Source organism: Streptomyces sp. NPDC002888, assembly GCF_042888465.1.
In the GTDB taxonomy this organism is placed as follows: Bacteria; Actinomycetota; Actinomycetes; order Streptomycetales; family Streptomycetaceae; genus Streptomyces.
Genome location: NZ_JBIAPU010000003.1, coordinates 194,846 through 207,193 on the forward strand (window position 1 = coordinate 194,846; position 12,348 = coordinate 207,193).

Below are 12,348 nucleotides of genomic sequence, written 5' to 3' on the forward strand. Positions count from 1 at the left end.
TCGGGCTACGAGTTCCCGCCGGGCCTGCGCCGCAGCAGCCAGGGCTCGACCACGCCGAGTCCACGCACCGGCCGCTGCCACGTCGGCTGGAGCGCGAAGCGGTACGTCGGCGGCTCCTCGCCCTCCTTCTCGGCGGCGGCCGCCTCCTCCGCGGCCGCGGTCTCCGAGGCCGGCGCCTCCCGGGTGCGGATCAGCTCCTCGGCGAAGGCGCTGTCGACGAGGACGGCGTCGCGCGGAGCTATCGACGTCAACCGGGAGGCGAGGTTCACCGTCGTTCCGAAGACATCGCCCATCCGGGTGGTCACCGTGCCGAACGCCATGCCGACGCGGAGCTCCGGCATCGTCTCGTCGTTGGCCATCGTCTCGATGAGCCGCAGCCCGATCTCGGCGGCGATGCCGGAGTCGTCCGCGGCGTACAGCACCTCGTCGCCGAGGGTCTTGATGAGCCGTCCGCCGTGTGCGGCGACCAGGTCGGCGGCCGTCGTCTCGAAGGCCTCGACGAGTTCGCCGAGCTCCTCCTCCTCCATACGACGGGTCAGCCGCGTGAACCCGACGAGGTCGGCGAAGCCGACAGCGAGGCGCCGGTCGACCATCTCCTCGTCGTCCGCGGCCTGCACGACCCGGCCGGCCGAGGCGGCGAGCTGACGGCGCCAGACGTAGACGAGGAACTCCTCCAGCTCCGGCAGCAGCAGCTCGACGATGGGGTACGTGACCTCGGTACGGGTCATGCCGGGCTCGGGCGGCTCGGTCAGCCCCTCCAGGAAGGAATCGATCTGCCACTCCGCCAACCGGGCGGTGGTCTGCCCCGTCGACCGCGCGACCTGCACCGCCATGGCCTCACTGAGCAGTCCCGCCTCGACGAGACCGGAGAGGCGGCGCAGAGCGAGTACGTCGGCCTCCGTGAGGGCCCTGGCCTGACCGATGTCGGCGAAGCCCATGGCACGCCAGAAGCGGGTGGCCAGTTCCACGGAGACGCCGGCGCTGCGGGCCGCCTGGAAAGGGGTGTAGCGCCGCTCCGCACCCAGGATGAGCTGTTCGAGGCGGAGCGCGAGGGGGTCCTCGTCGTTCTCGGTGCTCTCGGTGCCGTCGGGCGCTGGGTTCTGACCCATGCCGGAGCCCGTGTCGTCGACGGTCACGCCTGCTGCCCTTCCGATCTGCCGCGGTCAGGTATCGACCGGCCTCAACTCTACGGCAGGTGTGCGCCAGCTCACTCCGTCAGGTCCGGCCGAGCCGCCCAGCTGCCCTGGCTGCCCCAGCTGCGGGCATGCGTGCCGCCTGGGGCGGCACGGGTGGGCGCAGCGGCGCCGGGCCGCGCGACCCATCCCCGCCCAGCCCCAGCGTGCCCCGCACCCACGAACTCACGCAGGCCGAAGGTGCACGATGTCCCCCGCCCCCACCGGCTCCTGCACACCCGCCTCCGTGGCGATGACGAGCCTGCCGTCGCTGTCCACCGCCACCGCCTCCCCCACCAGGGCCCGGTCCCCGGGCAGCTCCGCCCGCACGACCCTCCCCAGCGTCGAGCACCCCGCCACATACGTGTCCTGAAGGCGACTCACCGCCGGATCGCCCCCGGCCGCCCGCCACCGCCCGTACCAGTCCTCCAGCGACCGCAGCACCGCCCGCAGCAGGGGATCCCGGTCCGTGCTGATGGCCCCGGCCAGCGCCAGCGACCCCGCCTGCGGCACCGGTAGCTCCTCCGCGCGCAGGGAGACGTTGATGCCGACGCCGATGACGACCCCGTCGTCCCCGGCCCGCTCCGCGAGGATCCCGCCGGCCTTCCGTTCCTCGCCTCCGACACTCACGAGCAGGTCATTGGGCCATTTGAGTGACGTGTCGACGCCCGCCGCCCGCGACAGCCCCGTGGCGACGGCGACTCCGGTGAGCAGCGGCAGCCACCCCCAGTGGGTCACGGGCACCTCGGTGGGCCGCAGCAGCACGGAGAAGAACAGGCCCGAACGCGCCGGAGCGGTCCACTGGCGGTCCAGGCGCCCGCGTCCCGCCGTCTGTTCCTCGGCGACGAGCACCGCGCCCTCCGCGGCCTTGCCCTGGTCCGCCAGGGCCACCAGGTCGGCGTTGGTGGAGCCGGTGCGCCGGACGAGCTGAACGTCCGTCCACAGGCCCCCCTCCCGCACGAGCCCCCGCCGCAGAGCCGAGGCGTTGAGGGGCGGACGGTCCAGGTCGGACCAGCGGTTGTCGTCTGAAGCATCTTGCGGCGTCATGCAAGCCACCCTAGGTGTGGCCAACGCCGCACTGCCGATTGATGAGGCCCCCACTACTCTACGGATGAGTAACCGTCCCCCCTTTTGAGCAGGCAGGGAGCCGCATCCCGATGTCCGAGCCGGAAGAGCGTCACGAGATCCAAGGGATCGACATCCACACGACCGCGGGCAAGCTCGCGGATCTCCAGCGCCGCATCGAGGAAGCGACGCACGCCGGCTCCGCACGCGCCGTGGAGAAGCAGCACTCCAAGGGCAAGCTGACGGCCCGTGAGCGCATCGAGCTGCTCCTCGACGAGGGCTCCTTCGTGGAGCTCGACGAGTTCGCCCGGCACCGCTCCACCAACTTCGGGCTCGACAAGAACCGCCCGTACGGCGACGGGGTCGTGACCGGGTACGGGACCGTCGACGGCCGCCCGGTGGCGGTCTTCTCGCAGGACTTCACCGTCTTCGGCGGAGCCCTCGGCGAGGTCTACGGCCAGAAGATCGTCAAGGTGATGGACTTCGCCCTGAAGACCGGCTGCCCGGTCGTCGGCATCAACGACTCCGGCGGCGCACGCATCCAGGAGGGCGTCGCCTCCCTCGGCGCGTACGGCGAGATCTTCCGCCGCAACACCCACGCCTCCGGTGTGATCCCGCAGATCAGCCTGGTCGTCGGCCCGTGCGCGGGCGGCGCGGTCTACTCCCCCGCCATCACCGACTTCACGATCATGGTCGACCAGACCTCGCACATGTTCATCACCGGTCCGGACGTCATCAAGACGGTCACCGGCGAGGACGTAGGCTTCGAGGAGCTCGGCGGGGCACGGACCCACAACTCCGCCTCCGGCGTGGCCCACCACATGGCCGGGGACGAGAAGGACGCCATCGAGTACGTCAAGCAGCTGCTGTCGTACCTGCCGTCCAACAACCTCTCCGAGGCCCCGGCCTTCCCGGAGGAGGCGGACCTCTCCCTCACCGACGAGGACCGCGAGCTGGACACGCTGGTCCCGGACAGCGCGAACCAGCCGTACGACATGCACACGGTGATCGAGCACATCCTGGACGACGCCGAGTTCTTCGAGACGCAGCCGCTGTTCGCGCCGAACATCCTCACCGGATTCGGCCGGGTCGAGGGCCAGCCGGTGGGCATCGTCGCCAACCAGCCCATGCAGTTCGCGGGGTGCCTCGACATCACGGCGAGCGAGAAGGCCGCGCGGTTCGTGCGGACCTGCGACGCCTTCAACGTCCCCGTCATCACCTTCGTCGACGTCCCCGGCTTCCTGCCCGGCGTCGACCAGGAACACGACGGCATCATCCGCCGCGGGGCCAAGCTGATCTACGCCTACGCGGAGGCGACGGTTCCGCTGATCACCGTGATCACGCGGAAGGCCTTCGGCGGCGCCTACGACGTCATGGGCTCCAAGCACCTCGGCGCCGACCTCAACCTGGCCTGGCCCACCGCCCAGATCGCGGTGATGGGCGCCCAGGGCGCCGTCAACATCCTGCACCGCCGGACCATCGCCGAGGCCGAGGCGAGCGGCGAGGACGTCGAGGCGGTCCGGGCGCGGCTCATCCGGGAGTACGAGGACACCCTGCTCAACCCGTACGTCGCGGCCGAGCGCGGCTACGTCGACGCGGTGATCATGCCGTCCGACACCCGCCACCACGTCGTACGCGGGCTGCGTCAGCTGCGTACGAAGCGGGAATCCCTGCCTCCGAAGAAGCACGGCAACATCCCCCTGTAAGGAGACGCTGTGACGATCAAGGTCATACGGGGCAATCCGACCCCTGAGGAGCTGGCCGCCGCCCTGGCGGTGGTCCGCGCCCGCGCCGCGGCGGCGGCAGCAACACCGCCCGGCGCGGAGGCCCCGAGGGCCGCGTGGTCCGACCCGCAGAGGATCGCGGCCCACCGCCTGCCCCACCCCGGGCAAGCATCATGGGCCCGCACGTACTGGCCGGGCTAGGACATCCGGGGGCGCGGGGCTGCATGAGTATGCGGCTCCGCCGCGTGAGCGCACGGAAGAACGACACGGGGCGCCAATTTGAGTACGGCTACTCAGGCGCCCCGCCCCGTTCAAGCCCCACGCTGGTGGCATGCTGTGGTCCGACCCCGAGAACGAGCCGCCCAAGGAACTGCGTGACACGCAGGAGATGTTGCGGCGGCTGGGGCTTCTCATAGCGCTGGCGATGGTGCTCGCGATGATCGTCATCGGAGTGAGCGGCGCGAGGTGAGCCCGAGCGGGCGACACGGATACGCTGACCGCATGACTGATCAGCCGCGCCGCCGACTCGTCCTCGCCTCCCAGTCACCCGCCCGGCTCGGTCTGCTGCGCCAGGCCGGACTGGACCCCGAGGTGATCGTGAGCGGCGTCGACGAGGACGCCGTCACCGCCCCCACCCCCGCCGAACTGGCCCTCGCCCTCGCCGAGGCGAAGGCCTCCGTCGTGGCCGCGAAGCCCGAGGTCAAGGGTGCCCTGGTGATCGGCTGCGACTCGGTGCTCGACCTGGACGGCGAGGCCCTCGGCAAGCCGGCCGACGCCGAGGAGGCGACGGCCCGCTGGAAGTCCATGCGGGGACGCGCCGGGACACTCCAGACGGGCCACTGCGTCTGGGACACGGCGAGCGGACGCCACACCTCCGCCACGGCCTCCACCGTCGTCCACTTCGGCGAGCCGACGGACGAGGAGATCGCCGCCTACGTCGCCTCGGGCGAACCCCTCTACGTCGCCGGGGCCTTCACCCTCGACGGCCGCTCGGCCCCGTTCATCGACGGCATCGACGGCGACCACGGCAACGTGATCGGCATCAGCCTGCCCCTGCTGCGGCGGCTGCTGGCGGAACTGGGCGTGGGCATCACCGACCTGTGGACGCCCCGGGCACAGTGATCAGGACGCGCTGGGCGCCGGCGGGGGCGTGAGCGGGGAGCCGCCGTCGCCGCTCGGGGCGCCCTGGGGCCCCTCGACGGCGGGCCCGGGCTGACGGTCGTACGTCATCAGCAGCAGCACGATGAGCGCCAGTACGACCACCATGAACAGGAACTGGACCCAGCCCAGCAGGCCCCACGCGAACGCGCCGAGGAGGCCGTGCACCACGGCCGCGCTGATCAGGAGGATGCGGCCGAAGCCGGCCGGGGCGCGGTCGCGCAGGGCGACCAGGAGGGCCACCAGGCCGCAGAAGGCGAAGTAGAGCCCGAAGACGATCCCGCCGATCTTCGAGGACGTGGACATCACGTCCGGGTCGAGGCCGGCCAGCGACATGTCCTGCCGGTCGACGACCACCCCGAGGAACCAGTTCACCGCGGCGACACCGAACGCCTCGCCGAAGAGCACGACCGCAACCACCCACGCCACCGGCCTGCGTACCACCGGTCCACCCACTTCCGAGCCGTAGAGCTGTTCGAGAGTTGTTCTAGCGTCGTCCGAGCAAGCCTGCCGTTACCTCACGTACGTTCGAGGCATCGCGAACGCTACTAACCGGTAAACCGAGGGACAAGGGTTCTGCGGCGGGCAAAGAATCATTGGGCCATTCGTAGGGACTCCACAAAGAAACCGAGTGGCCCGCAGCACGCCTTCACAGAGACCTTGACCACATGAGGGGGCTAGGGTTTCCGGGAGGAGTCCTGCGCACCGAGGTGCGACATGGGATTTCGCGGGTCGAGCGGGCCACGTATCACGCTCCGTGTGGGCAAGCTCACCACTGGGGACGGGTCGAAGTGCCGTGTCGGCAGTCCCTAAACTCGGCTTGTTTCAAGGAGGGAGCCTCATCGTGCGCAAGGTGCTCATCGCCAACCGTGGCGAAATCGCTGTCCGCGTGGCCCGGGCCTGCCGGGATGCCGGCATCGCGAGCGTGGCCGTCTACGCCGACCCGGACCGGGACGCTCTGCATGTCCGCGCTGCGGATGAGGCGTTCGCCCTGGGCGGTGACACCCCGGGCACCAGCTACCTCGACATCGAGAAGGTGTTGAACGCCGCCCGGGAGTCGGGGGCGGATGCCATCCATCCGGGCTACGGCTTCCTTTCGGAGAACGCCGACTTCGCCCAGGCGGTCCTGGACGCGGGCCTGATCTGGATCGGCCCGCCGCCGCAGGCCATCCGCGACCTCGGCGACAAGGTGGCGGCCCGTCACATCGCCCAGCGCGCGGGCGCCCCGCTCGTCGCGGGCACCCCCGACCCGGTGTCGGGCGCGGAGGAGGTCGTGGCCTTCGCCGAGGAGCACGGTCTGCCGATCGCGATCAAGGCGGCCTTCGGTGGTGGCGGCCGCGGTCTGAAGGTCGCCCGGACGCTGGAAGAGGTCCCCGAGCTGTACGAGTCGGCCGTCCGTGAGGCGGTCGCCGCCTTCGGCCGGGGCGAGTGCTTCGTGGAGCGCTACCTGGACAAGCCGCGGCACGTCGAGACGCAGTGCCTCGCCGACAGCCACGGCAACGTGGTCGTGGTCTCCACGCGTGACTGCTCCCTCCAGCGCCGCCACCAGAAGCTGGTCGAGGAGGCGCCCGCGCCCTTCCTCTCCGACGAGCAGGTCGCCCAGCTGTACTCCTCCTCGAAGGCCATCCTGAAGGAGGCCGGCTACGTCGGCGCCGGCACGGTGGAGTTCCTCGTCGGCCTCGACGGGACGATCTCCTTCCTGGAGGTCAACACCCGCCTCCAGGTGGAGCACCCGGTCACCGAGGAGGTCGCCGGTATCGACCTGGTGCGCGAGATGTTCCGCATCGCCGACGGCGAGGAGCTCGGCTACGGCGACCCGGAGCTGCGCGGCCACTCCTTCGAGTTCCGCATCAACGGCGAGGACCCGGGCCGCAACTTCCTCCCGGCTCCCGGCACGGTCACCACGTTCGCTGCGCCGTCCGGCCCGGGCGTCCGCCTGGACGCGGGCGTGGAGTCGGGCAGCGTGATCGGCCCGGCGTGGGACTCGCTCCTCGCCAAGCTGATCGTCACGGGCGCCACGCGTGCTCAGGCCCTGCAGCGCGCGGCCCGGGCCCTGGAGGAGTTCCAGGTCGAGGGCATGGCCACGGCGATCCCGTTCCACCGCGCGGTGGTGAAGGACCCGGCGTTCGCCCCCGAGCTCACCGGCTCCACCGACCCGTTCACGGTCCACACCCGCTGGATCGAGACCGAGTTCGTCAACGAGATCAAGGCCTTCGCCGCGCCGGCCGACACCGAGGCGGACGAGGAGTCGGGCCGTGAGACGGTCGTCGTCGAGGTGGGCGGCAAGCGTCTGGAGGTCTCCCTCCCGGCATCCCTCGGCATGACGCTGGCCCGCACCGGTCTCGCGGCGGGCGCCAAGCCCAAACGCCGCGCGGCCAAGAAGTCCGGTCCCGTCGCCTCCGGCGACACCCTCGCCTCCCCGATGCAGGGCACCATCGTCAAGGTCGCCGTCGAGGAGGGCCAGGAGGTCAAGGAAGGCGACCTCGTCGTCGTCCTCGAGGCCATGAAGATGGAACAGCCTCTCAACGCCCACAAGTCCGGCACCATCAAGGGCCTGACGGCGGACGTCGGCGCGTCGATCACCTCCGGCGCGTCGATCTGCGAGATCAAGGACTGACCCGCACGACACCCGAAGCGCCCGGCGGGCCTGCTGCTGCAGGCCCGCCGGGCGCTTCGTCTTTCTCCCCGTCCGGCGCCATGGCCGCCGACGGGGAGGCTCACGCCGAGGAAGGGCGACGACCAGCACGGGGTTTCCCGCGCGCACCGGCGTTGCCGACCTGCCAGACCGGCGCCCCGGCCCCAAGCCGGCGTACGCGGCCTGAGGGCCGCACGAGCGGGCGCAGGCGATCACGAGGCCCGGGCGCCCACGCAGGCAGCCACGAGCCTTCACAGCCGACCGCAGGCCCTGCCCGGCCACAGGCCAACACCGACACCCGCAGCCTCAGCCAGCCAGCCAGCCACGGGCCTACCCCCCGGCGCCCCGCCCCATGGGCACAGCCCTGCCGGCCGACCCACTTGTCGTAGGACACCGCACCGTGCCTGCCGCTCTCCCCCGGAGGGCTCAGCGGCGGCGGAGGTCGGCTACTCGGTGGCGGTCGGTGGGCTGGTCGCCGAGGGTGGTGGCGCGCAGGCCCGGGCCGGGGGCCTGGCCTCGGCGGGGGGCAGGGAGGGGGAGGTCTCGTCGGGAGCGGGGCGGAGCGGGGTCAGCGGCCGCGTTTCCCGGGCCTCCCGACGCGCCGGCGACGGCGATCTGCACGCCCTGGTCCGCGAGAGCCTGGAGTTCGGTGGCCGCCCGGTCGTCGTGGACGGGGGGCTCGTCGGTGATCAGGCGGGTGATCAGGTCGGTGGGGACCGTCTGGAACATGGTGTCCGTGCCCAGCTTGGTGTGGTCCGCCAGCACGACGACCTCCGCGGCGGCCTGGACGAGCGCACGGTCGACGGAAGCCGACAGCATGTTGGACGTGGACAGGCCGCGTTCGGCGGTCAGTCCGCTCCCGGAGAGGAAGGCCCGGGAGACCCGAAGTCCCTGGAGGGACTGCTCGGCACCGGAGCCCACCAGGGCGTAGTTGGAGCCGCGCAGGGTGCCTCCGGTCATGACGACCTCGACCCGGTTGGCATGGGCCAACGCCTGTGCCACCAACAGGGAGTTGGTGACGACGGTCAGTCCGGGGACACGGGCGAGTCTGCGGGCCAGCTCCTGGGTGGTGGTTCCCGCCCCGACCACGATGGCCTCGCCCTCTTCGACGAAGTTGGCGGCGAGGTCGGCGATGGCCGTCTTCTCGGCGGTCGCGAGATGAGATTTTTGCGGAAAGCCGGACTCCCGCGTGAATCCGCCCGGCAGTACCGCACCGCCGTGGCGGCGGTCGAGGAGTCCTTCTGCCTCCAGTGCCCGCACGTCCCGCCGTACGGTCACTTCGGAGGTCTGGACGACACGGGCGAGCTCACGGAGCGACACGGCCCCGTTCGCTCGCACCATTTCGAGGATCAATTGGCGACGTTCAGCAGCGAACACGAAACTGACAGTAACCCCAGCGACCGTCTGCTTTCAGCAGTTTGCGCCGAATAGCAGAAGTTGTTCGCACACAGGGGCGGGAGGTGATATAGGAGCCCACTCCCGTCGCCTATGCCGCCCGCATGGTCGACAACTCCCCGTGACCAGCGGGGAGTCGGATTCGGCCGTCAGACCGCGTCGCCCGCCTTGCGCGTGTGCAACTGCCGTGCCACCTCCGCGATCGACCCCGAAAGGGACGGGTACACGGTGAACGCGTTCGCGATCTGTTCGACCGTCAGATTGTTGTCGACGGCGATCGAGATGGGGTGGATCAGTTCCGAGGCGCGCGGCGCCACGACCACACCGCCGACGACGATCCCGGTGCCCGGACGGCAGAAGATCTTCACGAAGCCGTCCCGGATGCCCTGCATCTTCGCGCGCGGGTTGCGCAGCAGCGGCAGCTTGACGGCCCGCGCGTCGATCTTGCCGCCGTCGACGTCGGCCTGCGAGTAGCCGACGGTGGCGATCTCGGGGTCGGTGAAGACGTTGGAGGAGACCGTCTTCAGGTTCAGCGGGGCCACCGCGTCGCCGAGGAAGTGGTACATGGCGATGCGTCCCTGCATGGCGGCGACGGACGCGAGGGCGAACACACCGGTCACGTCACCGGCCGCGTACACGCCCGGAGCCGTCGTCCTGGACACCTTGTCGGTCCAGATGTGTCCGGACTCGCGCACCCGGACCCCGGCCTCCTCCAGGCCGAGCGCGGCGCTGTTGGGGATGGCACCGACGGCCATGAGGCAGTGCGAGCCGGTGATGACCCGTCCGTCGGCGAGGGTGACCTCGACGCGGTCGCCGACACGCTTGGCGGACTGGGCGCGGGAGCGGGCCATGACGTTCATGCCACGGCGGCGGAAGACGTCCTCGAGGACGGCCGCGGCGTCCGGGTCCTCGCCGGGCAGCACGCGGTCGCGGGAGGAGACGAGGGTGACCTTGGAGCCCAGCGCCTGGTACGCGCCGGCGAACTCGGCACCGGTGACACCCGAGCCGACCACGATGAGCTCCTCGGGCAGCTCGGTGAGGTCGTAGACCTGGGTCCAGTTGAGGATGCGCTCGCCGTCGGGCTGGGCGTCGGGCAGCTCGCGCGGGTGACCCCCGGTGGCGATGAGCACGGCGTCGGCGGTGAGGGTCTCCTCGGTGCCGTCCGCCGCCCGCACCACGACCTTCCGCGAGCCGTCGAGGGCCTGCATGCCCTCCAGCCGGCCGCGGCCGCGCAGGACCCGGGCGCCCGCGCGGGTGACGGAGGCGGTGATGTCGTGGGACTGCGCGAGCGCGAGCCGCTTCACACGCCGGTTGACCTTGTCTAGGTCGACGCCGACGACCCGCGCGGCCTGCTCCATCGGCGGGGTGTCGTCGGCGACGATGATGCCCAGCTCCTCGTAGGAGGAGTCGAAGGTGGTCATCACCTCGGCCGTGGCGATCAAGGTCTTCGACGGCACGCAGTCGGTGAGCACCGACGCCCCGCCCAGACCGTCGCTGTCGACGACGGTCACCTCCGCGCCGAGCTGAGCGGCGACCAGCGCCGCTTCGTATCCGCCGGGTCCGCCACCGATGATCACGATCCGAGTCACGTACCCCATTGTCCCGCACCGCCCCGGGGCGGCACCGCGTGGGGGGCGGCCCGAGACACCACTGTTACGGGAGAGGCGAGCGGGTCGCTGCCGTACTCTCGACGCATGTCGCTCTACGCCGCTTACGCCGGCAACCTCGACGCCCGACTGATGACGCGCCGTGCCCCGCACTCGCCGCTGCGCGCCACCGGCTGGCTGAACGGCTGGCGGCTGACCTTCGGCGGCGAGCAGCTGGGCTGGGAGGGCGCGCTGGCCACGATCGTCGAGGCGCCGGCCGCGCAGGTCTTCGTCGCGCTGTACGACATCGCCGAGATGGACGAGGAGTCGCTGGACCGCTGGGAGGGCGTGGGCCTCGACATCTACCGGCGGATGCGGGTGCGGGTGCACACGCTCGACGGCCAGGAGGCGGCCTGGCTGTACGTCCTGAACGGCTACGAGGGCGGACTCCCCTCGGCCCGTTACCTCGGGGAGGTCGCCGACGCGGCGGAGTCGGCGGGGGCGCCGCACGACTACGTCATGGAGCTGCGCAAGCGCCCCTGCTGAGCGGCCACCCACCGAGCCACTCACGAGCCGGCTGACGACGACGCTGCCGAAGCAACTGACGAGGCAACTGACGAAGCCGCTGGTTGGAAACGACAAGACAACGATCGCCATCGCGTTCGCTCTGTCATCTACGCGCGTAGGCCCGAACCGGCTAGGCTCGTCGCGTGAACGCATCTCTTCTTCCGGACGACATCCAGGGCGACCCCCACGCCGCCGCCGCCGACGCCGCCGCGCGCCTGCGCGAACTGACCGGCGCCGAGACCCACGACGTCGCCCTCGTGATGGGCTCCGGCTGGGCGCCGGCCGTGGACGCCCTGGGCGCGCCCGACGCCGAACTCCAGGTCACCGAGCTGCCCGGCTTCCCCCCGCCGGCGGTGGAGGGGCACGGCGGCAAGATCCGCTCGTACCGGATGGGAAACAAGCGGGCCCTGGTCTTCCTGGGCCGCACCCACTACTACGAGGGGCGCGGGGTCGCCGCCGTCGCGCACGGGGTGCGGACCGCGGTGTCGGCCGGCTGCAAGACGATCGTCCTGACCAACGGCTGCGGCGGTCTGCGCGAGGGCATGCGCCCCGGCCAGCCGGTCCTGATCAGCGACCACATCAACCTCACGGCCACGTCCCCGATCGTCGGCGCGAACTTCGTGGACCTGACCGACCTGTACTCGCCCCGGCTGCGCGCCCTGTGCAAGGAGGTCGACGCGACCCTGGAGGAGGGCGTCTACGCCCAGTTCCCCGGCCCGCACTACGAGACCCCGGCCGAGATCCGCATGGCCCGCAGCATCGGGGCGGACCTCGTCGGCATGTCCACGGTGCTGGAGGCCATCGCGGCGCGTGAGGCGGGCGCCGAGGTGCTGGGTATCTCCCTCGTGACCAACCTCGCCGCCGGCATGACCGGCGAGCCCCTCAACCACGAGGAGGTCCTCCAGGCGGGCCGCGACTCGGCGACCCGGATGGGCTCGCTGCTGGCGCAGGTTCTGGACCGACTGTAGGGCCGGCCACTTCGAGACGCCGGTCAGGCAATCTCAGCCCGTCCGGCGCTTGAGGACGAGGCCGTCCAGGCCGAAGGA

The 12,348-nt window shown here is 71.2% G+C and carries 12 protein-coding genes; 7 read left to right on the top strand and 5 right to left on the bottom strand.

Going from position 1 to position 12,348, the window contains the following annotated elements; all coding sequences use genetic code 11:
* Positions 1–5 precede the first annotated feature (5 nt).
* The gene (locus tag ACFYWX_RS06430) at positions 6–1,136 is read right to left on the bottom strand and encodes an adenylate/guanylate cyclase domain-containing protein (protein WP_389422831.1); all 1,131 of its coding nucleotides are present in this window, start codon (positions 1,134–1,136) and stop codon (positions 6–8) included.
* A gap of 222 nt (positions 1,137–1,358) precedes the next feature.
* The gene (locus ACFYWX_RS06435; protein ID WP_389422832.1) at positions 1,359–2,219 is read right to left on the bottom strand and encodes a biotin--[acetyl-CoA-carboxylase] ligase; all 861 of its coding nucleotides are present in this window, start codon (positions 2,217–2,219) and stop codon (positions 1,359–1,361) included.
* Positions 2,220–2,329: 110 nt separating this feature from the next.
* Here ACFYWX_RS06435 and ACFYWX_RS06440 point away from each other — a divergent pair, with 110 nt between their 5' ends.
* The 4 genes from ACFYWX_RS06440 to ACFYWX_RS06455 all read left to right on the top strand — a co-directional run bounded on the left by ACFYWX_RS06440 (position 2,330) and on the right by ACFYWX_RS06455 (position 5,083).
* A complete protein-coding gene (locus tag ACFYWX_RS06440; RefSeq protein WP_389422833.1) occupies positions 2,330–3,943 on the top strand; it encodes an acyl-CoA carboxylase subunit beta in 1,614 nt (537 codons plus the stop codon).
* A gap of 9 nt (positions 3,944–3,952) precedes the next feature.
* Positions 3,953–4,162: an acyl-CoA carboxylase epsilon subunit gene (locus ACFYWX_RS06445; RefSeq protein WP_389422834.1), complete on the top strand. Its 210-nt coding sequence runs from the start codon at positions 3,953–3,955 to the stop codon at positions 4,160–4,162.
* 130 nt (positions 4,163–4,292) lie between these two features.
* A complete protein-coding gene (gene mmpB / locus ACFYWX_RS06450; protein WP_389422835.1) occupies positions 4,293–4,430 on the top strand; it encodes a morphogenic membrane protein MmpB in 138 nt (45 codons plus the stop codon).
* 32 nt (positions 4,431–4,462) lie between these two features.
* Positions 4,463–5,083: a Maf family protein gene (locus ACFYWX_RS06455; protein ID WP_389422836.1), complete on the top strand. Its 621-nt coding sequence runs from the start codon at positions 4,463–4,465 to the stop codon at positions 5,081–5,083.
* Here the strand turns inward: ACFYWX_RS06455 and ACFYWX_RS06460 are convergent, their stop codons facing one another.
* Entirely contained in the window at positions 5,084–5,563 is a 480-nt protein-coding gene (locus tag ACFYWX_RS06460; protein ID WP_389423062.1) for a hypothetical protein, read from the bottom strand. It lies immediately after the preceding gene.
* A gap of 400 nt (positions 5,564–5,963) precedes the next feature.
* On the opposite strand from ACFYWX_RS06460, the gene ACFYWX_RS06465 reads away from it, so the two are divergent.
* The gene (locus ACFYWX_RS06465; protein WP_389422837.1) at positions 5,964–7,736 is read left to right on the top strand and encodes an acetyl/propionyl/methylcrotonyl-CoA carboxylase subunit alpha; all 1,773 of its coding nucleotides are present in this window, start codon (positions 5,964–5,966) and stop codon (positions 7,734–7,736) included.
* A gap of 444 nt (positions 7,737–8,180) precedes the next feature.
* Here ACFYWX_RS06465 and ACFYWX_RS06470 read toward each other — a convergent pair whose 3' ends face one another.
* Together ACFYWX_RS06470 and ACFYWX_RS06475 are read right to left on the bottom strand one after the other, a co-directional pair.
* Positions 8,181–9,131, bottom strand: a complete 951-nt coding sequence (locus ACFYWX_RS06470) for a DeoR/GlpR family DNA-binding transcription regulator (RefSeq protein ID WP_389422838.1) — start codon at positions 9,129–9,131, stop codon at positions 8,181–8,183.
* Between the two features lie 167 nt (positions 9,132–9,298).
* On the bottom strand, positions 9,299–10,747 hold the full coding sequence (locus tag ACFYWX_RS06475; RefSeq protein WP_389422839.1) for an NAD(P)H-quinone dehydrogenase: 1,449 nt from the start codon (positions 10,745–10,747) through the stop codon (positions 9,299–9,301).
* A 96-nt stretch (positions 10,748–10,843) separates the two neighbouring features.
* Here ACFYWX_RS06475 and ACFYWX_RS06480 point away from each other — a divergent pair, with 96 nt between their 5' ends.
* Together ACFYWX_RS06480 and ACFYWX_RS06485 are read left to right on the top strand one after the other, a co-directional pair.
* Positions 10,844–11,281 (top strand): gamma-glutamylcyclotransferase, encoded by a 438-nt coding sequence (locus ACFYWX_RS06480; RefSeq protein WP_389422840.1) that lies wholly within the window; start codon positions 10,844–10,846, stop codon positions 11,279–11,281.
* A gap of 164 nt (positions 11,282–11,445) precedes the next feature.
* Complete coding sequence (locus tag ACFYWX_RS06485) at positions 11,446–12,270, top strand: purine-nucleoside phosphorylase (protein WP_389422841.1); 825 nt, start codon at positions 11,446–11,448, stop codon at positions 12,268–12,270.
* Positions 12,271–12,348 lie beyond the last annotated feature (78 nt).